Here is a 21,849-nt window from a genome sequence, read left to right as displayed (position 1 = left end):
ATCACCAAGCCGTCGAGAGATCCGCGTGCTGCTCGATCCACGTGTGCATGACCACGCCCGCCGCCACCCCGGCGTTGATCGACCGCGTGGTGCCGAACTGCGCGATCGACACCACCAGCGACGCGGCTTCCTGCGCCTCGGCGGACAGGCCCGGCCCCTCCTGCCCGAACAACAGCACGCACTCGCGCGGCAGCTCGGCGGTTTCCAGCCGCACCGCGCCCGGGGTGTTGTCGACGGCGACCACCGCCAGCCCGGACTCCGCCGCGTAGCTGGTGAACTCGCCGACCGTCGGGTGGTGGTGCAGGTGCTGGTAGCGGTCGGTGACCATGGCGCCCCGGCGGTTCCAGCGGCGGCGGCCGACGATGTGCACCGCGGCCGCGGCGAACGCGTTCGCCGTGCGCACCACCGTGCCGATGTTGTGGTCGTGCTGGAAGTTCTCGATGGCCACGTGGAACGGGTGCCGTCGGCTGTCCACATCGGACACGATGGCCTCGCGCCGCCAGTACCGGTAGGCGTCCACCACGTTGCGGCGGTCGCCCTCGGCCAGCAGTTCCGGGTCGTAGCGCTCGTCGGTCGGCCATTCGCCCGGCCACGGTCCGACGCCGACCTCGTGCTCCGCCACCCATTCGGTGGGCCCGGCCTCGGTCATCGGACCGCCATCCGCTGCGAGACCTCCAGCAGCAGGTCCGCGGTCTGCGCCACGGCCTGCTGCTGCGTGATCGAACCCGGGAAGGTGGCGGCGAGGTCGCGCTCCCCGAAGAACAGCATCCGGTCCCGCGTGCGCGGGTCGGCGGCCAGCTGACCGGCCACCGCCGGGGTCAGCGTGACGCGGGCCTCCTCGTCGCTCCTCGCGTGCACGTGGAAGCGCCCGTCGAACGGGGGATAACCGACCTGCCGGTCCGAGGCGAGGAAGTTCGCCCACGACACGCCCGGCGGGGTCAGCGCGACCACCGGACCGGGCACCGGCCGCGGCACCATGATCATCGTCATGGTGTGCCAGGTGTGCGTGGCCAGCCCCTCGGTGCCGTAGGCCAGCTGCAGCGCCACCACCGGCACCCCGCGCCACTGGCCGGTCAGCTGGGCGGTGGCGCGGATGCCGGTGTCCTCGTCCCACATGCCGCCGATCGGCAGCCGGGCCCGGATGTCCGGTACCGCGCGCCGGTCGATCTGCCAGCCGAACGAGGTGGCCATCGCCTGCAGCGCGTCCACGTGCGCGCGGGCGCGGGCCTGCACCTTCGGCCGCATGACCAGGCCGATCACCAGGCCCAGCAGGATGATGCCGAGAAAGATCGCAACGATGACCACGTTGCGATTCTCCTCAGCCGAGGCCGATGGGGTGGGCCTGGGTGCCTTCGGCCTGGTCGTCGTCGCTGTCGCGGTGCTTCCAGTGCACGTAGGCCCCGATGTAGGAGACCACCAGCACCACCAGCGCGAGCGCGGCGATCACCGGCATCATCTCGCGCGGGAACACCGTGTCGTAGATGTAGTACGCGTTGAACCCGCCGGGCAGGTCGCCGAGCCCCTCCTGCGCGCGGAAGAAGTTCTCCAGCGCGGTCAGCGGGCAGGGAATGGGAAAAACATTGACCAGAATTCCCCATGCGGCGAAAAAGATGTGCACGAAAATGGTCTTGGGCCACCGCCACGCGACGAACCCGCCCAGGCCGATGTACAGCAGGGCAACAACGTGGATCGCGACCGTGACATCCGCGAGAAATCCGGCCACCGGCTCCGTCACCCCTCCCCTTCACGTCCCCCTTACATCACCAACGTACTCCTGCCCGCTGGAGAACCGCTGGTGAAAACCGGGTCTCACCCCACAATGGGGGGAAGACCCGTAGGGGAAACCCGGGGGTCAGGACAGACCGAGGTCGTGCGCATCCAGAAGGTAGCGGTACGCCAGGCCTTCCTTCTCGATCGCTTCCCTGGCACCCGTGTCGCGGTCCACCACGGTGGCCACACCCACCACCGTGGCACCGGCCTCTTCCAGTGCTTCCACCGCGGTGAGCACGCTGCCGCCGGTGGTGGAGGTGTCCTCCACCGCGAGTACCCGCTGCCCGCGCACCTCAACCCCTTCGACCCGGCGCTGCATGCCGTGGGTCTTGGTGGCCTTGCGGACCACGAAGGCGTCGAGCACCACGCCGTCCGCGGCCGCGGAGTGCAGCATGGCGGCGGCGACCGGGTCGGCGCCGAGGGTGAGGCCGCCGACGGAGACGAAGTCCCAGTCGGCGGTGAGCTGGCGGAGCAGCTTGCCGATCAACGGGGCGGCCGCGTGGTGCAGGGTCGCGCGCCGCAGGTCGACGTAGTAGTCGGCCTCCTTGCCGGAAGCCAGGGTCACCTTGCCGTGCACCACGGACAGTTCGGTGATGAGCCGGGCGAGCTCGAGTTTCGCCGCTTGATCAATGCCAGGAATCGCCACGGCGCTCAGCTTCTCACACGGCACCGACGGAATCGCTCAGGTACGGCCTCGTCCGGCGAAGCGACCCGCGGCGATCCGGATCAGCGACCGCGGCACCACGCGCAGTACCGCCACCAGTGCCTTGTACTGCGGGCTCGGGATGGACACCCACCGCCCGCGGCGCAGATCGGCCAGGCCTTCGTCGACCACCCGGTCGGCGTCGAGCCAGAACAGCTTGGGGCCCGGCTTGTCCAGCCCGGCCCGCTGGTGGAACTCGGTGTGGGTGAACCCGGGGCACAAGGCCATCACGCGGACCCCGGTGCCCTGCACCGAACCCGCCACGCCCTCGGTGAACGAGGTGACGTAGGTCTTGCTGGCCGTGTAGGTGGAGCCGCGGCCGGGCAGGAAGCCGGCCACGCTCGACACGTTGATCACGTCGCCGTGCCCGCGCTCCAGCATGCCCGGCAGGGCGGCGCGGGTCAGCCGCAGCACGGCGGTGACGTTGACGTCCAGCTGCGCCTGCAGTTGCTCGGGTGAGGCGTCCTGGAGTTCCCCGCCGAGGCCGAACCCCGCGTTGTTCACCAGCAGGTCGACCCCGGCGGCGACCCGGGCTTCGACCTTCTCGCGGCCTTCGGCGGAGGCGAGGTCGGCGGTCAGCACCTCGGTGCCGACGCCGTAGCGCTCGGTCAGTTCCGCGGCCAACTGCTCCAGCCGCGCGGTGTCCCTGGCGACGAGGACCACGTCGCGTCCTTCGGCGGCGAGCCGGTGGGAGAACGCGGCGCCGATGCCGGCGGTGGCGCCGGTGACCAGTGCGGTGCCCACGGCGTCAGTCGCCCGCCTGCTGGCGGTACTCGGAAGCGGCGGAACCCTGGTTCTGCCAGTGCCTGCCCTCCGACTCCGGCTCGACGGCCTCGTCGAACGGGTCGACGATGTCGGCGATCTCGCCGAGGTCGCGCAGGAGGCGCTCCAGCCGCGACGGGCCGGCGTTGGGCGCGACGCTGGCGAGCACCCACTCGTTCTCCAGCCAGGCCACGCCGACGTCCCCGCCGAGCGCGTCGGCCGCGTCCACCAGGTCCTGGGTGATCACCGCGCGGGCGCCCTCGGCGTCGTCGGCGAAGGCGTAGCGCTGGCCGACCGGGCCGAGCAGCTCCGGCATCTCCGCGCGCTGGAACGGCACGCTGGCCAGCCACAGCTCGACGAGCACCTGGTGCACGCGGTTGCAGCGGACCGCCACGATCACCGCGGGGATCTGGCCCTCGGACTCGATGTCGAAGACGAAGACCGGGCGGCGGCCGTCCGAGGTGAAGGTGGACCCGCCCACCACGTTGACCGCGGCCTCCGCGCCGAAGTAGCCGATCGCGCCGCCGGACCACTGCCGCGGCAGGCGTTCGTCCTCCTCGACGAACTCCCAGCCGCGCAGATCCGCCCAGCGCATCCGCTCCCGGTTGCGCGAGCCTTCTCGTGCTCGGTCGGCACCGAGCAACCCGAGCCCCGCCACCAAGGCGACGGCGGCGACGACGAACCAGATCCACGCCGGAATACCCACGAAGACCAGCGTATCGCCCTGGGCCCGAACGCCGAGATCAGGACGCCGTGTCGCCCCCACCCGATCGAGTGGGGGCGACTACGGACGTAACTCACACCTTCCGCACAGTGAGCGAATCACCGGCCTCCACGGCCGGGATGTCCACCCGGACCGTGTCGCCGTCGAGGACCTCGCCGCCGAGCAGGAGGCGCGCCAGCTGGTCGCCGATCGCGGACTGCACCAGCCGCCGCAGCGGCCTGGCCCCGTAGATCGGGTCGAAGCCGTTGAGCGCCAGCCACTCCCGCGCGCCCTCGGTGACCTCGAGGGTGAGCCGCCGCTGGGCCAGCCGCTTGGCCAGCCGGTCCACCTGGATGTCCACAATGGACGTCAGCTGCTCGGTGCCGAGCGCGTGGAAGACCACCAGGTCGTCCAGCCGATTCAGGAACTCCGGCTTGAAGTGCCGCTGCACCACCGAGAGCACCGCGTCGCGGCGCTGCCGGTCGTCCAGCGCGGCGTCCGCGATGGCCTGCGAGCCGAGGTTCGAGGTGAGCACCAGGATGGTGTTGCGGAAGTCGACCGTCCGGCCCTGGCCGTCGGTCAGCCTGCCGTCGTCGAGCACCTGCAGCAGCACGTCGAAGACGTCCGGGTGCGCCTTCTCCACCTCGTCGAGCAGCACCACGCTGTACGGCCGCCGCCGCACCGACTCGGTCAGCTGCCCGCCCTGGTCGTAGCCGACGTACCCGGGCGGCGCGCCGACCAGCCTGGCCACCGAGTGCTTCTCGGCGTACTCGCTCATGTCGATCCGCAGCATCGCGCGCTCGTCGTCGAACAGGAACTCCGCCAGCGCCTTCGCCAGCTCGGTCTTGCCGACCCCGGTCGGGCCGAGGAACAGGAACGAGCCGGTCGGGCGGTCCGGGTCGGCCACCCCGGCGCGCGTGCGGCGCACCGCGTCCGAGACGACCTTGACCGCCTCTTCCTGGCCGATCACCCGCCTGCCCAGCTCCTCCTCCATCCGGAGCAACTTGCCGGTCTCGCCTTCGAGCAGCCTGCCCGCCGGGATGCCGGTCCACGCGCTGACCACGTCCGCGACGTCGTCGGCGCCGACCTCCTCCTTGAGCATCACCTCGGCCTGCACCGCCTTCTCGGTGGCGGTGGCGGCGTCCAGTTCCTTCTCCAGCGCGGGGATCTTGCCGTAGCGCAGCTCCGCGGCCCGGCCGAGGTCGCCGTCGCGCTCGGCCCGCTCCGACTCGCCGCGCAGCTGCTCCAGCTGCTCCTTGAGGTCGCGGACGCGCTCGATCGAGCCCTTCTCGTTCTGCCAGCGCGCGGTCAGCGCGCTCAGTTCCTCGCGCTTCTCGGCCAGTTCGGCGCGCAGCGCGGCCAGGCGCTGCTTCGAGGCGGCGTCGTCCTCTTTGGACAGCGCCATCTCCTCGATCTCCATCCGGCGCACCCCGCGCTCGACCTCGTCGATCTCCACCGGCCGCGAGTCGATCTCCATGCGCAGCCGCGAGGCCGCCTCGTCGACCAGGTCGATCGCCTTGTCCGGGAGGAACCGGGCGGTGATGTAGCGGTCGGACAGGGTGGCCGCGGCGACCAGCGCGCCGTCGGTGATGCGGACGCCGTGGTGCACCTCGTAGCGCTCCTTGAGCCCGCGCAGGATGCCGATGGTGTCCTCGGTGGACGGCTCGCCGACCAGCACCTGCTGGAACCGGCGCTCCAGCGCGGCGTCCTTCTCGATGTGCTGGCGGTACTCGTCGAGCGTGGTGGCACCGACCATGCGCAGCTCACCGCGGGCGAGCATGGGCTTGATCATGTTGCCCGCGTCCATCGCGCCCTCGCCGGTGGCCCCGGCGCCGACGATGGTGTGCAGCTCGTCGATGAAGGTGACCACCTGACCGGCCGAGTCGGTGATCTCCTTGAGCACCGCCTTCAGCCGCTCCTCGAACTCACCGCGGAACTTCGCGCCGGCCACCATCGAGCCGAGGTCGAGCGCGACCACGCGCTTGCCGCGCAGCGATTCGGGCACGTCACCGGCGATGATGCGCTGGGCCAGCCCCTCCACGATGGCGGTCTTGCCGACGCCGGGCTCGCCGATCAGCACCGGGTTGTTCTTGGTCCGGCGCGAGAGCACCTGCACCACCCGGCGGATCTCGGTGTCGCGGCCGATCACCGGGTCCAGCTCACCCGCGCGGGCGCGCGCGGTCAGGTCGACGCCGTACTTCTCCAGCGCCTTGAACGTGCCCTCGGGGTCGGGGCTGGTGATCCGGGCCGAGCCGCGGACCGCGGTGAACGCCTCGCGCAGCGCCTCCGGCGTGGCGCCGTGGCGCTTGAGCAGGTCGGCCACCTGACCGCCCTCGGCGGCGAGGCCGACCATCAGGTGCTCGGTGGAGACGTACTCGTCACCGAGCTCGGTGGCCAGCTTCTGCGCGCTGGTGATCGACTTGACCGCGTGCGTGTCGAACTGCGGCTGCGAGACCGTGGCGCCGACCGCGGACGGCAGCGCCTGGGTGATCGGCTCGAGTTCCTTGTGCACCTGCTCCGGGTCCGCCCCGACCGCGGTCAGCAGCGGCCCGGCGAGCCCCTCGCCCTGGGCCAGCAGCGCGCCGAGCAGGTGGGCGGGCGCGATGTCGGGGTTGCCCGCGACGGTGGCCGCCTGGGCAGCCGACGAGATCGCCTGCTGGGTCTTCGTGGTCGGGTTGAAAGCGTCCATCCCTCACCTCATGTCGTGCGTCGCTTGACGCCAGCCTTCCGGAAAAGTCCTCGACATGCTCAACGTCAGGAAAGTTGAGTCTGTTCCGCTCAACTCTGAATTCGCCGAAACCGCAGGTCAGCGCGGTCCCGACCGTCGGTCGAGGGTGGTGCGAAGGCTCTCGTTGGCCGCTTTCAGCCGTTCGGTGAGCGCGTCGAGCTCGCCCGGGTCCCAGCCGGAGAGCGCGTCGGTGAGGAAGTCGGTGTACTGCCGCCGCCAGCGGACCAGCTCCTGCTCACCGCGTTCGGACACCCGGATCAGCGCCGCCCGGCCGTCCTCGGGCGCCGGGCGTCGCTCGATCAACCCGGCCGCGGTCAGCTGCGCCACCTGGCGGCTGACCACCGAGACGTCCACCATCCGCCGCTTGGCCAGTTCGGACGGGCGCGACTCGCCGAGCTGGGCGAGTTCGGCGAGCAGCCAGGCGGAGGCGGGGTGGAGGCCGTTCTGCGCCTGCCACAGGTGCGTCGTCCACGCCTGCTGCAACTGCGCGTTCACTTTGAGTTGCCGCACCAGCTCCAGTGCGGCGTCGTCCGTCGGACCCATGGGTCCAGCCTCCCCGTTGCCCCGATCGGTGAAAAAATCCGGGGGTTACTAGTTGTATGTTGCAACTAGTTTACCAGTGATCCATCACACGGCAGACGTACCTAGATTGACCCGTCCGGAGCAACGTAGCCGGGGTTTCCGGCCAGTACGACTACCCTCCGAGATGAACCACTGGACCGCTTACCTCGATCGACTTATTCCGAAAGGGGGAATATTCCCTACACCACAACCCCTGGTTCAGGCCGCTGGCCTGCCCCGGTCGGCGGAACCCAGAGCTACGCGCATTAATGAATAATCCAGGCCACAATCGGCGTGCGGGGCACCCCGCCGAACACGCCGCGCAACCGGACGAGGAGCCGATACCAGCCGACGATGACAGCAGAACCGGTCAGCCCAGTACCCAGGACCTCCACCACGAGGGAGACCCCGCCCGCCGTCGCGGCGATGGTGCGGCTGATTCGTGACACCTGGACGAAGGCCGAGCCGTACACGCCGGAGATCTCCCAGTTCTTCTACGGCATGCTGTTCACCCTCGCGCCGGCCACCAGGGACTTCTTCCCGATCAACATGGAGGTCCAGCGGGGCAGGCTGGTGCGCGCGCTGGTGCACATCGTGCAGATGGTCGACCGGCCCGACGACCTGGTGCCGTTCCTGCGCCAGCTCGGCCGCGACCACCGCAAGTTCGGCGTCATCCCGAACCACTACGAGGCGGTCGGCACCGCGCTGCTCGCCGCGCTGAAGACGAACCTCGGTCCGGAGTGGACGCCCGAAGTGGAGCGCGCCTGGGCCGAGGCGTTCACCATCATCGCGCGGGCGATGCAGGAGGCCGCCGCGGCCGACCGGCACCCCGGTTCGTGGACCGCCACCGTCGCCGAGCACCGCCGGCTCACCTGGGACCTCGCGCTGGTGCTGGTGGAGCCGGAGCAGCCGGTGCCGTACCAGGCAGGCCAGTACCTGAGCGTGGAGGTGCCGCAGCGCCCGCGGCTGTGGCGGTACCTCTCCCCGGCGAACGCGCCCCGCGAGGACGGCTCGATCGAGTTCCACATCCGCGCGGTCGAGGGCGGCTGGGTCTCCCGCGCCATCGTCGGCCACACCGCGCGTGGCGACCGCTGGCGCCTCGGCCCGCCGCTCGGGCGGCTGGCCGTCGACCGCGAGTCCGGCCGGGACGTGCTGATGATCGCCGGCGGCACCGGGGTGGCGCCGCTGCGCGCGATGCTCGACGAGCTCGCGCAGTGGGGCGAGAACCCCAAGGTGAAGCTGTTCTACGGCGGCCGCGACCGCGACGACCTGTACGACCTGGAGGAGCTGCGCTCGCTGGCGGCGGTGAACCCCTGGCTGACCGTGGTCCCGGTGGTGGAGAACAACCCCGGGCTGCCCGGGTTCGAGCAGGGCACGCTGGCCGAGGTGGTGACCAAGTACGGCGCCTGGCCGAAGCACGACGTCCTGGTCTCCGGTTCACCGCAGATGATCCGGGCCACGGTTTCGCGCATGCTGGTCGCGGGCACCGCGCTCGACCAGATCAAGTACGACCCGTTCACCATCGACTGATGCTTTCACGGCGAATAGCCAGAAAAACATGTGTTCGCCGAAAAAGCACCCGAACGGCGGCGGCACGCAGTGAATACCCCCGTTCGACACCGAGTATCCACATTGCTCCATTCGAGCTGAAAGCGTGGCGATCCGGCGCCGCCGAGCGACTGGCGTCGTAGAGTCCCTGCCCCGTCGGGGAAACGGGAGTGTTGGAAGATCACGCCGCGTTCGAATCGATTGGAGAATTCGTCGCACTGATGGGTGTCCACGCCATGTTTCCCGACCCGTTGCCCGTGACCATTCCGGCGAACTGGAGCAAAACCAACCGGACCACAAAGCTGATCAGAGATTCCTTTGCGAAGATCGAACCGAGGGCCGCCGAACTCGCGCAGTTCTTCTACGGTGTGCTGTTCACCGTTTCCCCGGCGACGAGAGCCCTTTTCCCGGCCAACATGAACACCCAGCGGGATCGGCTGCTGCGGGCACTGGTGCACGTGGTCGGGCTGGTCGACCAGCCCGACGAACTGGTGCCGTTCCTGCACCAGCTCGGCCGCGACCACCGCAAGTTCGACGTGGTCGCGCACCACTACGACGCGGTTGGGGTGGCGTTGCTGGCCGCGTTGAAGAAGTACCTGAAGGACGACTGGACCGCGGAGGTCGAACGCGCCTGGACCGATGCCTACGGGATCATCGCGAAAGCCATGCGGGAAGCCGCCGATGCCGAGAAGGGCCCGGCGTGGTGGCCGGCCAGGGTGATCGACCACCGCAAGCCGAACTCGAGCGTGGCGGTGATCCGGGTGGTGCCGAAGCACCCGGTGCCGTTCCGGGCGGGCCAGTACCTGAGCGTGCAGGTCCCGCAGCGGCCGCGCATGTGGCGGTACTTCTCCCCGGCCACCGCGCCGCGCACCGACGGCGTGCTGGAGTTCCACGTGCGCGCGGTGGACGGGGGCTGGGTGAGCCGGTCGATGGTGCACCACACCAGGATCGGCGACGAATGGCGCATCGGCCCGGCGCTGGGCACGCTCGCCGTGCGGCAGGCCGACAAGCGGAAGCTCCTGCTGATCGCCGGCGGCACCGGCCTGGCCCCGCTGCGCGCGATCGCCGACGATCTGGCGCGGTGGAAGCAGAATCCGGCGGTCCACCTGTTCTTCGGCGGCCGGACCCCGGAGGACCTCTACGACCTGCCCACGCTGAAGATGCTGGCCGCGACCAACCCGTGGTTGACCGTGGTGCCGGTGGTGGAGGAAGGCGAGGTCAAGGGCGGCGAGCAGGGCACGCTCGTCGAAGCCGTGCTCAGACGCGGCCCGTGGCCGAAGACGGATGTGCTGGTTTCGGGCTCGCCCACGATGATCCGCGCCACCATGATGCGGTTGATGGAAGAGGGAACCCCGGCCGAGCGGATCAAGTACGACCAGTTCACCGTCGACTGAGGACAGTCACGTCGTCGTCCAGCGACGGCGGCGGCGACCCCGGGGGATCGGGTCGCCACCACCGCCGGGTTCTGAGGCCTGGTCTTCGCCAGGAAATCAGCGGCGGGGCCGTGGCGGGTTGGGCCGCCACACCACCAGGGCCGTCTGGTTGCGCATGGGGACGAGGTCCTTGCGGTACGACGCGTGCACCGCGGCCGCGGCCTGCTCGGCGGCGGCGTAGGCGGCCGCCAGTTCCTCCGTCAGCTCGCTCACCCGGGAACGCAGCGCGTCCACCTGGTTCTCGAGCTCGATGATCCGCTTGATCCCGGCGAGGTTGACCCCCGCCTCCTGGGACAGCCGCTGGACCTCGCGCAGCAGCGCGATGTCCCGCATCGAGTACCGCCGGCCACCCCCGGCCGTGCGGCCGGGGGAGACCAGCCCCTGCCGGTCGTACGACCGGAGGGTTTGCGCGTGCAGCCCGGAGAGCTGCGCCGCCACGGAGATGACGAATACCGGGGTGTCCTCGTCCTGCGGCACGCCGCCCGGCAGCGAAGAACCGAACATCGTCAGCTCAGCTCCGTTCCCTGATCAGCGCGGTGATCTCCGGACGCGGGTCGTGCTGCGCGGAGGCTTCCGCGTAACTCTCCAGTGCCGCCCGTGCCTGGTCGTCCAACCGGGCCGGGACCGCCACCTGCAGGGTGACCAGCAGATCGCCCTGGGTGCCGTCGCGCTTGGTGATGCCCTTGCCGCGCACCCGCAGCACCCGCCCGCTCGCGGTGCCCGGGGGCACCTTGACCGAGACCTTGCCGTCGAGCGTCGGCACCGTGATCGTGCCACCCAGCGCCAGTTCGGTGAAGCTCACCGGCACGGTGATGGTCAGATCATTGCCCGATCGGCCGAACACCGCGTGCGGCGCCACGTGCACCCGGACGTACAGATCGCCCGGTTGCGCGCCGCCCCGGCCCGGTTCGCCCTGACCGGCCAGCCGGATGCGCTGGTCGTCGTCCACCCCGGCGGGGATCCGGACGGTCAGCGTGCGGGTGCGGGTGCTGATGCCCTCGCCACCGCACTCGCCGCACGGGTCGTCGATGATGGTGCCGCGGCCACGGCAGTCCCGGCACGGCTCCGAGAAGGCGAACGCCCCCTGGCTCCGGCTGACCAGCCCCGACCCACCACAGCTGGCGCAGGTCCGCGGCGTGGTGCCCGGCTTGGCGCCGTTGCCACCACAGGTGCCGCAGGTCGCCGGGCTGGACAGGCGCAGCGGCAGGGTCGCGCCCTTGACCGCCTCGACGAAGTCGATCCGGACATCCGTTTCCACGTCGGCGCCGCGCTGCGCGCGGTTCGCCGTGGCACCGGCGGCCCCGCGGCGGCCGAACAGCCCGCCGAGGATGTCACCGAGGCCACCGAAGCCCCCGCCTTGTCCGGCGGCGTTTCCGAAGATATCGCCGAAGTCGGTGCCACCGGCTCCGCCTCCGGGAAACCCGAAACCCCCGGGGCCGCCCGACCCGAAAAGGCGCCTCGCCTCGTCGTACTCCTTGCGCTTGGCGCTGTCGGACAACACCCCGTACGCCTCGGACACCGCCTTGAACTTCTTCTCGGCTTCGGCGTTGCCGGAGTTGGCGTCCGGGTGGTTCTCCTTGGCCAGCTTGCGGTAGGCCTTCTTGATCTCGTCCGCGGAGGCGTCGGAGGAGACGCCCAACTCACGGTAGAAGTCCTTGCCGATCCACTCCCGAGCACTCATCGGGCGTCTCCTCCCTCCGGTTCTTCGCTAGCGACTGTTCTCATCAAGGGGCAGCTCACCGGACTGGGTGGCGTCCAGTTCGGGCTCCACCTCGGCCACCGGCGGTGCCGGTGCCTCGCCTGGCTCGTGGTCGGTCACGCCGACCAGCGCCGCCCGCAGCACCCGGTCGCCGAAGCGGTAGCCCCGGCGCATCACCAGGGTCACCGTCGGACCGTCCACTTCGGACGAAGTGGCGTGCTGCACGGCCTCGTGCACGCTCGGGTCGAAGGGCTCGCCCTCGGCGCCGAACGGTTCGAGCCCGGCTCGCTGCAGGCTGGCCACCAGCTTGTCGGCCACCGCCTTGAACGCGCCGGTGAGGTCACCGTGCTGCTCGGCCCGCTCCAGGTCGTCGAGCAGCGGCAGCAGGTCGCCGACCACCCCGGCCTTCGCCCCGTTCACCACCTGCTCGCGGTCGCGGTCCACCCGGCGGCGGTAGTTGGTGTACTCGGCCTGGAGCCGCTGGAGGTCCGCGGTGCGCTCCTCCAGCTGCTTCTCCAGGTCGGACACCGGCTCCACCGACTCGTCCACAATGGACTCGCCGAGGGAGGGGCCCGCGTGCTTGCCCGCCACGGGCTCCTCCTCTTCAAGAACCGGCTGCTGCCGCAGTTCGCCGGTCACCGGGTCGATCTTGCGGCGATCGCGCACCACGACTCGCGGCTCCTCTGGCTCTTCACCGGTCCCGTGCCGGGGACCCTCGGAGTTTTCGCGATTCGCGTGGGTCACTTCTTCTCGCCCTCCGCGCCCTTCTTGTCGTCCTCGTCGACGATCTCGGCGTCGACCACGTCGTCGGCCTTGGCCGAGGACGAGGCGCCGGCACCGGCGTCAGCGCCGGGGGCGCCGGCGGCTTCCTGCGCGGCGTTGGCGTTGGCGTAGAGCGCGGTGCCCAGCTCCTGCGAAGCGCTGTTCAGCTTCTCGATGGACTCGCGGATCTTCGCCGAGTCGGTGCCCTTGAGCGCCTCGTTCGCCTCGTCGATGGCGGTCTTGACCTTGCCCTTGAGCTCGTCGGGGAGCTTGTCCTCGTTGTCCTTGACGAACTTCTCGGTCTGGTAGACCAGCGTCTCGGCCTGGTTGCGGGTCTCGGCCTCCTCGCGGCGCTGCTTGTCCTCCTCGGCGTGCGCCTCGGCGTCCTTGACCATGCGCTCGATGTCGTCCTTCGGCAGCGCGGAGCCACCGGTGATGGTCATCGACTGCTCCTTGTTCGTGCCGAGGTCCTTGGCCAGGACGTGCACGATGCCGTTGGCGTCGATGTCGAAGGTGACCTCGATCTGCGGCACGCCACGCGGGGCGGGCGGCAGGCCGGTCAGCTCGAACATGCCGAGCTTCTTGTTGTGCGCGGCGATCTCGCGCTCACCCTGGAAGACCTGGATCTGCACCGAGGGCTGGTTGTCGTCCGCGGTGGAGAAGATCTCCGAGCGCTTGGTCGGGATGGTGGTGTTGCGCTCGATGAGCTTGGTGAACACCCCGCCCTTGGTCTCGATGCCCAGCGACAGCGGGGTCACGTCGAGCAGCAGGACGTCCTTGACCTCGCCCTTGAGCACGCCGGCCTGCAGCACCGCGCCGACCGCGACGACCTCGTCCGGGTTCACGCCCTTGTTCGGCTCGCGGCCGCCGGTCAGCTCCTTGACCAGCTCGGACACCGCGGGCATGCGGGTGGACCCACCGACGAGCACCACGTGGTCGATGTCGCCGACGCTGATGTTCGCGTCGCGGATCACGTTGTTGAACGGCTGGCGGGTGCGCTCGAGCAGGTCGGAGGTGATCCGCTGGAACTCCGCGCGGGACAGCGTCTCGTCCAGGAACAGCGGGTTCTTGTCCGCGTCCACGGTGATGTAGGGCAGGTTGATGCTGGCGCTGTTCGAGCTGGACAGCTCGATCTTCGCCTTCTCGGCCGCCTCGCGGATGCGCTGCAGCGCCATCTTGTCCTTGGTCAGGTCGATGCCGCTGGAGGACTTGAACTTGTCCACCAGCCAGGTGACGATGCGCTCGTCCCAGTCGTCGCCACCGAGGTGGTTGTCACCGGAGGTGGCGCGGACCTCGACCACACCCTCGCCGATCTCCAGCAGCGACACGTCGAAGGTGCCGCCACCGAGGTCGAAGACCAGGATGGTCTGCTCCTTCTCGCCCTTGTCCAGGCCGTAGGCCAGCGCGGCCGCGGTCGGCTCGTTGACGATGCGGAGCACGTTCAGGCCGGCGATCTGGCCGGCTTCCTTGGTGGCCTGCCGCTGCGCGTCCTCGAAGTACGCGGGCACGGTGATCACCGCGTCGGTGATCTCCTCGCCGAGGTAGGCCTCCGCGTCGCGCTTGAGCTTCATCAGCACGCGGGCGCTGATCTCCTGCGAGGTGTAGGCCTTGCCGTCGATCTCGGTCTTCCAGTCGGTGCCGACGTGCCGCTTCACCGAGCGGATCGTGCGGTCGACGTTGGTGACGGCCTGGTTCTTCGCGGGCTGCCCGGTCAGCACTTCGCCGTTCTTGGCGAAGGCGACGATGGACGGGGTCGTCCGCGAACCTTCCGAGTTGGCGATGACCGTCGGCTCGCCGCCCTCCAGGACGGCGACGACCGAGTTGGTCGTACCGAGGTCGATGCCGACCGCTCGCGCCATGGTTCGTTCCCTCTCTCTTGAAACACTGGGTAACCGAGTCGCGCCCCCGCCGCGTTGAGCCGGGCACACTCAAGTTGTATCTGGAGCCGCTTTCTCAGGTCAACTCGGACTTGAGCGAGGGCGACTCAACCTTTCTGACTGGCTCAACGTACCGGGTCCGCCGGTTGTTCCCGGCGGGTGGCACCGATTTCCGGGAGCACCCCGCTGACCAGGTAGTCCGCCGGGCACAGGAGGGCGACGCGGCGGGTCCCGATCACGCGGTTCGAACGGTCACGTCACCGGCGGAGGCGGCGACGTCCACGACGTGCGGCGCACCGGGCGTGTTCGGCACCGAGACGTGGGAGTCCCCCGCGTTGGCCTCGGTGGTCACGCGGTAGGTGCCCTGCGGCACGGTGACGGTCACCGTGCCCGCGGACGCCTTGACCCGCGCGTCGGCCGGGGTGGCCAGCCCGACCTCGACGTTCCCGGCGGACGCGGTCACGTTCGCCGGCCCGGCGAGCTGGCCGAGCACCACGTTGCCCGCCGAGGCGTCCACGTCGGTGGCCCCGGCCCCGGTGATGGTCACGTTCCCCGCCGACGCGCTGCCGCTGACCGGCAACGCGGCCGGGATGACCACGTCGTAGTTCACCGAGCAGTCGCTGCCGCACTTGTCGAGCACCAGCGTGGTGCCCTCGACCCGGTGCGACTGGCCCGGTTTGGTGCCCCGGTAGTGCACGTCGCGGCGCAGCGAGACCGGCGCGCCCTGCTCCACCCGGATCTTCACCTCGCCGGCCGGCACGTCGAACCGCACGCTGGTGATCTGGTCCGGCACCGGCGTGCCGTCGCTGAACTCCTCCTGCGGCGCGATCGCGTCGCAGCCGGCCAGTACCAGCGCCGACGCCGCCACCCCGGTCAGCACCCAGCCCGTTTTCCCCATGTCCCCGTGATCCCCTTCGTGTCCGTGCTCAGGCCTGGCGAACGGTGACGTCGCCGCTTTCGGTGTTCAGCTGCAGCAGCACGGCCGTGCCGCCGCCCCCGGTCGGGATCGAGATGTCCCGGCTGCCGCTGTCGGTGTCGCCCTCGACCCGGTACGTGCCCGGCGGCACGGTGACTTCGACCTCGCCGCTGTCGGCGTGCGCCTTCACTTCCTGCGCCGCGGCCATGACCAGCTCGATGTCCCCGGAATCGGCCTGCGCGTCGACGCTCCCCTTCAGGCCGGTGCCGCTGATCTTCCCCGAGTTGGCCACCACCTTGGCCGTGCTGCCGAGGTCGGCGAGCGTCACGTTCCCCGAAGAAACCTGCACCGTGACCGGACCCGCGACGTTGCGGACGTCGACGCTCCCCGAATCGGCCGTGACATCCGCGCTGGCCACCCCCGTCAGCACGATCTCACCGGAATCGGCGTCCCCCGACACCGTGGTTCCGAACGGCACGACCACGTCGTAGTCCACCGAGCACCAGTTGCCGCAGTCGGCGAGCACCAGCTCGTCCCCGTTGACCGAGTAGCTCTGGTCCGGCTCGCCCCAGCGGTAGTCGAAGCGCTGGACCACGGTGCTCTGCTGCACGTCCGCGGCGCGGACGTGCACGCTCCCCGAGTCCGACGCGAGCCGGACCCGCTGGATCTTGGTGTCCACCTGCGCCGTCGCCTCACTCGTCGACGGCCACCACCAGCCGAAACCGATCGCCGCTCCGGCCACGATCAACGCGATACCGCCGATGGCTAGCCCAGGCCGCGCCATTGAGTCCTCCCGATGCAGGTTTCTTCTGCGAGCAACGCTAAGACGTGCCGGCGGGGAGGGACATCCGGGCGAACCCCCGAATGTCCCCTGAGGTTGTCCCTACCCTGCCCGGGGACGGGCGCGCCGATAGCCTGTGCCGCGTAGCCGACGCACAGGAGGATCGCATGCCTCAACCGCCCAACCCGTACGACTTCCTGCCCGCGGTGCCGGAGTTCACCGTGCGCAGCGCGGAGCTGGCCGAGGGCGCCGCGCTGGGCACGCCGCAGCTGAGCGGCATCTTCGGCGCCGGTGGCGACGACGTCTCGCCGGAGCTGTCGTGGGAGGGCTTCCCCGCGGAGACCAAGAGCTTCGCGGTCACCTGCTACGACCCCGACGCCCCGACCGCCAGCGGGTTCTGGCACTGGGCCGTGTTCAACATCCCGGCCACGGTAACCTCGCTGCCGACGGACGCGGGCAAGAACCCGTCGCCCGCCCCGGGCGCGGTGACCCTGAAGAACGACGGCGGCCTGAACCGGTTCCTCGGCGCCGCCCCGCCGCCGGGCCACGGGCCGCACCGGTACATCTTCACCGTGCACGCGGTCGGCGTGGAGTCACTGGACATCCCGGACAGCGCCACCCCGGCCTTCCTCGGCTTCAACCTCTTCTCGCACACGGTGGGCCGGGCGCACCTGACCGGCGTGCACGAGAACAAGGGCTGACTCAGTGCAGTGAATGTGGCTTTCACAGCGGAATGTGCCGTGAAAGCCACATTCACAGCGCGGCGTCGACCAGGTCGGCCAGGTACCGCGACATCGCCATGACGCCGCCCGCGTTCGCGATCACCGTGTACGTGGTGTCCCGCTCCACCAGGTGCACGCTCCGGAAGTTCACCCCCGCGTCACCACCCTCCAACGCCACCCCGCCCGGCACCACCCACAAGCCGAGGCCGTACTCCTCGCCCGCGAACATGCGTTCCGGCGCCGAGATGATCCGTCCCGCCACCAGTGCCCGCCAGAAGGCGTGGATATCGGCCACCGTCGAGTAGATGCCGCCGTCACCGTGGCCCAGGACCGGGATGGCGAACACGTTCGTGCGCCCGTCCTCCAGGTAACCCGTCGCCACCCCGGCGGGCAGGTCGTCCGAGCGCAGGAAAGCGGTGTCCGGCATCCCCGCCGGTTCGCACACCCGCTCCCGCACCAGGTCGGGGAAAGCCACCCCGGAAACCCGTTCCGCGATCGCCCCCAGCACCACGTAACCGCCGTTGTTGTAGGAAAACCGCTCGCCGGGCGGAAAAGCCGTCGGGCACGGCGCCACCGCGGCCAGGTAGTCCGAAGTGGACGCCAGCAGGCACTGGCCGGGCGGCGGGTCCTCGTCGTCGGGGCAGTAGTCGCCGATGCCCGAGGTGTGCCGCAGCAGGTGCCCGACGGTCACCTCCGGGTGCACCAGCGGCAGTTCGGCCCCCAGCACCGAGCGGACCGTGGTCGACTCGGTGAGCAACCCCGAATCGACCAGCGAAAGCACCGTCGCCGCGGTGAACCCCTTGGTACCGCTGGCGAGCGCGAACCGCGTCTCCAGCGTGTTCGCCACGCCGTGCGCCCGGTGCGCCAGCCCGCGCGCCTCGGCGAACACCACCTCACCGCCCCGGTCGGCCCGCGCCACCCCGGTGAACATCAGCGCGGCTTCAGCAGGTAGTCGACCACCGGCCGCAGTTCCTCCGCCGACGGCGGTTCGTCGTCGATCAGGCCCTGCACCAGCAGGCCGTCGATCCCCGCGAGGAACACCCTGAACGCCACCTCGTCATCATGCCGGACCATCGAGGTGAGCACATCCAGCCAGCGCCGGGCGGCGGGGCGCAGTTCCGGCCGCCGCGCGGCGAGCAGGTACAGCTCGTACTCCGCCATCGTGCGCCCGCGCCGCGGCCCGAGCGCCTCGGCGAGCAGCGACGCGACCTCCTCGGCACCCCGGCTGCCGCGCGAGCGGGCGCGGTCGATCATCCAGTACACCTCGGTCGCCATGTCGCGCGCGCACGAGATGAGGGTGGCGATCAGCAGGTCGTCGAGGCTGTCGAAGTGGTAGGTGGTCGAGGTCAGCGGCACCTCGGCCTCGGCGGCCACCGTGCGGTGGGTGACCCCGGCGACGCCGTCGCGTTCGATCACCCGCAGCGTGGCGTCGATGATCTCCGCGCGCCGCTTCTCCCCGCGAGCCTTGCGGCCGTCCGTCTGCCGCTTCAGCGCGCTCAATGCGACCGCCCCACTTCCAGCAGCACCACACCGGCCATGACCAGCACCAGGCCGGCGCCCATGGTCCAGTTGAGGCTCTCGCTGAAGAAGACCGCGCCGATCAGGGCGACCAGCGCGACCCCGGCCGCCGCCCAGATCGCGTACGCCACGCCGATCGGCAGACCGGCCTTGAGCACCTGGGCGAGCATCGCGAAGGCGAGCCCGTACCCGAGCACCACGATCACCGAGGGGATCGGCTTCGAGAAGCCCTCGGACAGTTTCAGTGAGATGGTGGCCGTCACTTCGCCCGCGATGGCGACGGCCAGGAGAAGGTACGCGCCCATGACCCGAAACTACCGGAACGATCGTCCCACTAACCAGCGAGTTGTGCGCCACATCCGTGGGACTTCTCGCCCGCCAATTGGTTACTGATGAGTAATCAGCGCTACCCTCCTCGCACCACCACATGCCAGATGAACCCCGGAGGCCCCCGACATGGGTGCTGTACAGCTCACGCTCGGGCTGATCGCCGTCGCGGTCAGCCTGGTCGCCTGGAGCATGTTCGCCGCGACGATCGTGCGCTTCGTCAAGATCATCCGACTCGGCCAGCCGGACCCGACCCGGCGCGGCCCGTTCGCGCCCAGGATGAAAACCCTGATCAAGGAGTTCGCCGCGCACACGCGGATGAACAAGCTCAAGCACGTCGGCCCGTGGCACTGGCTGGTGATGTGGGGCTTCCTGATCGGCTCGCTGGCCCTGTTCGAGGCCTACGGTGAGGTCTTCGTGCCCACCTGGGGCTGGCCGATCCTGGACCACTGGTCGCTGTGGCACCTGCTGATGGAGATCCTCGGTGTCGGCACCGTGATCGGCGGCATCGCGCTCGCGCTGATCCGCCAGGCCAACCACCCGCGCCGCGCCGACCGCGTCTCGCGGTTCGCCGGGTCGAGCTTCAAGTCGGCCTACTTCGTCGAGGCCGTGGTGATCATCGAGGGCCTCGGTATCCTCGGCGTCCGCGCGGCGAAGTCCGCGATGGGCTCGCACGACCTGCCGCTGTGGGCCGGTTTTGTTTCCGAGCCGCTCGGCAACCTGCTGCCCGCCAGCGGGAACCTGGTCTCCGCCTTCGCCTTCGTCAAGCTGATGAGCGCGGTGGTCTGGCTGTACGTGGTGGCCAGGAACATGACCATGGGTGTGGCCTGGCACCGGTTCAGCGCCTTCTTCAACATCTACTTCAAGCGCGAGGACGACGGCGGCGTGGCGCTGGGCGCGCTCAAGCCGATGATGAGCGACGGCAAGCCGCTCGACTTCGAGGAGGCCGACCCGGAGAAGGACGTCTTCGGCGCGGGCAAGATCGAGGACTTCAGCTGGAAGGGCTGGCTGGACTTCACCACCTGCACCGAATGCGGCCGCTGCCAGTCGCAGTGCCCGGCGTGGAACACCGGCAAGCCGCTCTCGCCGAAGCTGGTGATCACGCAGCTGCGCGACCACGCCTACGCGAAGGCGCCGTACCTGCTCGCCGGCGGCCGCAAGGACGTCACCGGGGAAGAGGTCGGCCTCACCGGGGACAACCCCCACGCGGGCATCGACGTGCTGGCGCTGGCCGAGGCCGAGCGCCCGCTGATCGGCGGCCCGGACGAGCTCGGCGTGATCGATCCCGAGGTGCTGTGGTCGTGCACCAGCTGCGGTGCCTGCGTGGAGCAGTGCCCGGTGGACATCGAGCACGTGGACCACATCGTCGACATGCGCCGCTACCAGGTGATGATCGAGTCGAACTTCCCGACCGAGCTGAACGGGATGTTCAAGAACCTGGAGAACAAGGGCAACCCGTGGGGCCAGAACGCCAAGGACCGGCTGGCCTGGGCGGAGGACCTGGACTTCGAGGTACCGGTGTTCGACGGCGAGTTCGGCGACACCGAGTACCTGTTCTGGGTCGGCTGCGCCGGCGCCTTCGAGGACCGCGCGAAGAAGACCACCCGCGCGGTGGCCGAACTGCTGCACATGGCCGACGTCAAGTACACCGTGCTCGGCCCGGAGGAGACCTGCACCGGTGACCCGGCTCGCCGCGCGGGCAACGAGTTCGTCTTCCAGATGCTCGCGCAGCAGAACGTCGAGGTGCTGAACTCGGTATTCGAGGACGTCGAACCGCTCAAGCGCAAGATCGTGGTGACCTGCGCGCACTGCTTCAACACGCTCGCGAACGAGTACCCGGAGCTGGGCGGGCAGTACGAGGTGGTGCACCACACGCAGCTGCTGAACCGCCTGGTGCGGGAGAAGCGGCTGGTCCCGGTGGCGCCGATCGCCGAGGACGTCACCTACCACGACCCGTGTTACCTGGGCCGCCACAACAAGGTCTACGACGCGCCGCGTGAACTGGTCGGCGCTTCGGGGGCCGCGCTGCGGGAGATGCCGCGGCACGGCGACCGGTCGATGTGCTGCGGTGCCGGTGGCGCCCGGATGTGGATGGAAGAGCGCATCGGCAAGCGGATCAACGTGGAGCGGGTGGACGAGGCCCTCGGCACCGCGCCGTCGAAGATCGCCACCGGGTGCCCGTTCTGCCGCGTGATGCTGACCGACGGGGTCACCTCGCGCCAGAGCGACGGGCTCGCCAGCGAGAAGGTCGAAGTGGTGGACGTGGCGCAGCTGCTGCTCACCGCGGTCAAGCGCAAGCCGGCCCCGGCACCGTCCGCGGTGGACACCTCGCTGCCGGAGAACGGGTCGGACCCGCTGGAGGAGAAGCAGGACATCCCGACGGACAAGGTGCCGACCGGCACGCCACTGTCCGAAGAGGACAAGTAAGACCGAAGCCGGGGAGCGGGGAACCGCTCCCCGGCTTCGTTTTCCCCCGCGGGATCAGCCGAACTGGCCGACCTGGTAGTCGCCGGCGGGCTGCCGCACGGTGACGTTGAACCGGTTGAAGGCGTTGATCAGGGCGATCTCCGCCACCAGTGCCCCGAGCTGCTCGTCGTCGTAGTGCTTCGCCGCGGTGGCCCACACCTCGTCGCTGACCCCGCCCGCCGCGTCGGCGATGCGGGTGGCCTCCTCGGTCAGCTCCAGGGCGGCGCGCTCGGCCTCGGTGAACACCGTGGCCTCCCGCCAGGTCGCGACCAGGTTCAGCCGGAGCGTGGTCTCCCCGGCGTGCAGCGCTTCCTTGGTGTGCATGTCGAGGCAGAACCCGCAGCCGTTGATCTGGCTGGCCCGGATCCGCACCAGTTCCTGGGTCGCCGCGGGCACCGACGATTCGCCGACCGCCTTGTTCGCCGCGATGAGGCCCTTCATCGCCTTCGTCAGCACCGGGTTGCTGAAGACGTTCAACCGAGCTTCCATCGTGCTGTCTCCCTGCCTTGTGGAGTTGCGTTCACCCCTTGGACACGGCAGCGCCGGAAGATGTGACAGCCCCGGGTGTGACCT

Annotated in this window: 22 protein-coding genes; 4 read left to right on the top strand and 18 right to left on the bottom strand. The window is 69.9% G+C overall.

The features are described 5' to 3' along the window. Position 1: 1 nt before the first annotated feature. From JYK18_RS12980 to JYK18_RS12945, 8 genes are all read right to left on the bottom strand, one after another. On the bottom strand, positions 2-649 hold the full coding sequence (locus tag JYK18_RS12980) for a TrmH family RNA methyltransferase (RefSeq protein WP_206802322.1): 648 nt from the start codon (positions 647-649) through the stop codon (positions 2-4). Then, positions 646-1,305, bottom strand: coding sequence for a hypothetical protein (locus JYK18_RS12975; RefSeq protein ID WP_206802321.1), 660 nt, complete (start codon positions 1,303-1,305; stop codon positions 646-648). The genes JYK18_RS12980 and JYK18_RS12975 overlap by 4 nt, the downstream gene beginning before the upstream one ends. Before the next feature lie 13 nt (positions 1,306-1,318). Beyond that, complete coding sequence (locus JYK18_RS12970; protein ID WP_206804201.1) at positions 1,319-1,723, bottom strand: DUF2784 domain-containing protein; 405 nt, start codon at positions 1,721-1,723, stop codon at positions 1,319-1,321. Positions 1,724-1,852: 129 nt separating this feature from the next. Beyond that, positions 1,853-2,416: an orotate phosphoribosyltransferase gene (gene pyrE / locus JYK18_RS12965; protein ID WP_206802320.1), complete on the bottom strand. Its 564-nt coding sequence runs from the start codon at positions 2,414-2,416 to the stop codon at positions 1,853-1,855. Positions 2,417-2,452: 36 nt separating this feature from the next. After that, positions 2,453-3,217 (bottom strand): SDR family oxidoreductase, encoded by a 765-nt coding sequence (locus JYK18_RS12960; protein WP_206802319.1) that lies wholly within the window; start codon positions 3,215-3,217, stop codon positions 2,453-2,455. A gap of 4 nt (positions 3,218-3,221) precedes the next feature. Continuing rightward, on the bottom strand, positions 3,222-3,941 hold the full coding sequence (locus JYK18_RS12955) for a hypothetical protein (RefSeq protein ID WP_206802318.1): 720 nt from the start codon (positions 3,939-3,941) through the stop codon (positions 3,222-3,224). 91 nt (positions 3,942-4,032) lie between these two features. Then, entirely contained in the window at positions 4,033-6,627 is a 2,595-nt protein-coding gene (clpB, locus tag JYK18_RS12950) for an ATP-dependent chaperone ClpB (protein WP_206802317.1), read from the bottom strand. Positions 6,628-6,744: 117 nt separating this feature from the next. Further along, positions 6,745-7,209 (bottom strand): MarR family winged helix-turn-helix transcriptional regulator, encoded by a 465-nt coding sequence (locus tag JYK18_RS12945; protein WP_206802316.1) that lies wholly within the window; start codon positions 7,207-7,209, stop codon positions 6,745-6,747. A gap of 372 nt (positions 7,210-7,581) precedes the next feature. Between JYK18_RS12945 and JYK18_RS12940 the strand changes: the two genes are divergently transcribed. Both JYK18_RS12940 and JYK18_RS12935 read left to right on the top strand, forming a co-directional pair. Continuing rightward, positions 7,582-8,757, top strand: a complete 1,176-nt coding sequence (locus JYK18_RS12940) for a globin domain-containing protein (protein ID WP_206802315.1) — start codon at positions 7,582-7,584, stop codon at positions 8,755-8,757. A gap of 275 nt (positions 8,758-9,032) precedes the next feature. After that, positions 9,033-10,169: a globin domain-containing protein gene (locus JYK18_RS12935; protein WP_307795888.1), complete on the top strand. Its 1,137-nt coding sequence runs from the start codon at positions 9,033-9,035 to the stop codon at positions 10,167-10,169. Positions 10,170-10,265: 96 nt separating this feature from the next. Here JYK18_RS12935 and JYK18_RS12930 read toward each other — a convergent pair whose 3' ends face one another. The 6 genes from JYK18_RS12930 to JYK18_RS12905 form a co-directional block, all read right to left on the bottom strand. Further along, entirely contained in the window at positions 10,266-10,712 is a 447-nt protein-coding gene (locus JYK18_RS12930; RefSeq protein WP_206802314.1) for a heat shock protein transcriptional repressor HspR, read from the bottom strand. A gap of 7 nt (positions 10,713-10,719) precedes the next feature. Then, a complete protein-coding gene (gene dnaJ, locus JYK18_RS12925; RefSeq protein ID WP_206802313.1) occupies positions 10,720-11,889 on the bottom strand; it encodes a molecular chaperone DnaJ in 1,170 nt (389 codons plus the stop codon). 27 nt (positions 11,890-11,916) lie between these two features. Further along, entirely contained in the window at positions 11,917-12,651 is a 735-nt protein-coding gene (grpE, locus tag JYK18_RS12920) for a nucleotide exchange factor GrpE (RefSeq protein ID WP_206802312.1), read from the bottom strand. Further along, the gene (dnaK, locus tag JYK18_RS12915; RefSeq protein ID WP_206802311.1) at positions 12,648-14,528 is read right to left on the bottom strand and encodes a molecular chaperone DnaK; all 1,881 of its coding nucleotides are present in this window, start codon (positions 14,526-14,528) and stop codon (positions 12,648-12,650) included. Before dnaK ends, grpE begins: the two co-directional genes overlap by 4 nt. Positions 14,529-14,781: 253 nt before the next feature. Continuing rightward, on the bottom strand, positions 14,782-15,444 hold the full coding sequence (locus JYK18_RS12910) for a DUF4097 family beta strand repeat-containing protein (protein WP_206802310.1): 663 nt from the start codon (positions 15,442-15,444) through the stop codon (positions 14,782-14,784). Between the two features lie 28 nt (positions 15,445-15,472). Next, positions 15,473-16,246, bottom strand: a complete 774-nt coding sequence (locus tag JYK18_RS12905) for a DUF4097 family beta strand repeat-containing protein (protein WP_206802309.1) — start codon at positions 16,244-16,246, stop codon at positions 15,473-15,475. Between the two features lie 164 nt (positions 16,247-16,410). On the opposite strand from JYK18_RS12905, the gene JYK18_RS12900 reads away from it, so the two are divergent. Then, on the top strand, positions 16,411-16,944 hold the full coding sequence (locus JYK18_RS12900) for a YbhB/YbcL family Raf kinase inhibitor-like protein (RefSeq protein WP_206802308.1): 534 nt from the start codon (positions 16,411-16,413) through the stop codon (positions 16,942-16,944). Between the two features lie 52 nt (positions 16,945-16,996). Here JYK18_RS12900 and JYK18_RS12895 read toward each other — a convergent pair whose 3' ends face one another. The 3 genes from JYK18_RS12895 to JYK18_RS12885 are packed head-to-tail and all read right to left on the bottom strand — an operon-like array spanning position 16,997 to position 18,788. Next, complete coding sequence (locus tag JYK18_RS12895; protein WP_206802307.1) at positions 16,997-17,896, bottom strand: serine hydrolase; 900 nt, start codon at positions 17,894-17,896, stop codon at positions 16,997-16,999. Next, positions 17,896-18,456, bottom strand: a complete 561-nt coding sequence (locus JYK18_RS12890; RefSeq protein ID WP_206804199.1) for a TetR/AcrR family transcriptional regulator — start codon at positions 18,454-18,456, stop codon at positions 17,896-17,898. Before JYK18_RS12890 ends, JYK18_RS12895 begins: the two co-directional genes overlap by 1 nt. Positions 18,457-18,461: 5 nt before the next feature. Further along, positions 18,462-18,788: a multidrug efflux SMR transporter gene (locus JYK18_RS12885; protein ID WP_206802306.1), complete on the bottom strand. Its 327-nt coding sequence runs from the start codon at positions 18,786-18,788 to the stop codon at positions 18,462-18,464. Between the two features lie 151 nt (positions 18,789-18,939). Between JYK18_RS12885 and JYK18_RS12880 the strand changes: the two genes are divergently transcribed. Further along, a complete protein-coding gene (locus JYK18_RS12880; protein ID WP_206802305.1) occupies positions 18,940-21,237 on the top strand; it encodes a (Fe-S)-binding protein in 2,298 nt (765 codons plus the stop codon). Positions 21,238-21,291: 54 nt separating this feature from the next. On the opposite strand, the gene JYK18_RS12875 is transcribed toward JYK18_RS12880, so the two are convergent. After that, on the bottom strand, positions 21,292-21,765 hold the full coding sequence (locus JYK18_RS12875; RefSeq protein WP_206802304.1) for a carboxymuconolactone decarboxylase family protein: 474 nt from the start codon (positions 21,763-21,765) through the stop codon (positions 21,292-21,294). Positions 21,766-21,849: the final 84 nt, after the last annotated feature.

Source organism: Amycolatopsis sp. 195334CR (genome assembly GCF_017309385.1).
In the GTDB taxonomy this organism is placed as follows: Bacteria; Actinomycetota; Actinomycetes; order Mycobacteriales; family Pseudonocardiaceae; genus Amycolatopsis.
This window is presented reverse-complemented; position numbering and strand designations above follow the sequence as displayed.

Excerpts from the sequence above, each read along its gene's own strand:
- clpB (WP_206802317.1), bottom strand. The coding sequence starts at position 6,627 with ATGGACGCTTTCAACCCGACCACGAAGACCCAGCAGGCGATCTCGTCG.
- JYK18_RS12905 (WP_206802309.1), bottom strand. The coding sequence starts at position 16,246 with ATGGCGCGGCCTGGGCTAGCCATCGGCGGTATCGCGTTGATCGTGGCC.
- JYK18_RS12945 (WP_206802316.1), bottom strand. The coding sequence starts at position 7,209 with ATGGGTCCGACGGACGACGCCGCACTGGAGCTGGTGCGGCAACTCAAA.
- JYK18_RS12895 (WP_206802307.1), bottom strand. The coding sequence starts at position 17,896 with ATGTTCACCGGGGTGGCGCGGGCCGACCGGGGCGGTGAGGTGGTGTTC.
- JYK18_RS12880 (WP_206802305.1), top strand. The coding sequence starts at position 18,940 with ATGGGTGCTGTACAGCTCACGCTCGGGCTGATCGCCGTCGCGGTCAGC.
- JYK18_RS12940 (WP_206802315.1), top strand. The coding sequence starts at position 7,582 with ATGACAGCAGAACCGGTCAGCCCAGTACCCAGGACCTCCACCACGAGG.
- JYK18_RS12885 (WP_206802306.1), bottom strand. The coding sequence starts at position 18,788 with ATGGGCGCGTACCTTCTCCTGGCCGTCGCCATCGCGGGCGAAGTGACG.
- dnaJ (WP_206802313.1), bottom strand. The coding sequence starts at position 11,889 with ATGAGTGCTCGGGAGTGGATCGGCAAGGACTTCTACCGTGAGTTGGGC.
- dnaK (WP_206802311.1), bottom strand. The coding sequence starts at position 14,528 with ATGGCGCGAGCGGTCGGCATCGACCTCGGTACGACCAACTCGGTCGTC.
- JYK18_RS12875 (WP_206802304.1), bottom strand. The coding sequence starts at position 21,765 with ATGGAAGCTCGGTTGAACGTCTTCAGCAACCCGGTGCTGACGAAGGCG.
- JYK18_RS12930 (WP_206802314.1), bottom strand. The coding sequence starts at position 10,712 with ATGTTCGGTTCTTCGCTGCCGGGCGGCGTGCCGCAGGACGAGGACACC.
- JYK18_RS12980 (WP_206802322.1), bottom strand. The coding sequence starts at position 649 with ATGACCGAGGCCGGGCCCACCGAATGGGTGGCGGAGCACGAGGTCGGC.
- JYK18_RS12900 (WP_206802308.1), top strand. The coding sequence starts at position 16,411 with ATGCCTCAACCGCCCAACCCGTACGACTTCCTGCCCGCGGTGCCGGAG.
- JYK18_RS12910 (WP_206802310.1), bottom strand. The coding sequence starts at position 15,444 with ATGGGGAAAACGGGCTGGGTGCTGACCGGGGTGGCGGCGTCGGCGCTG.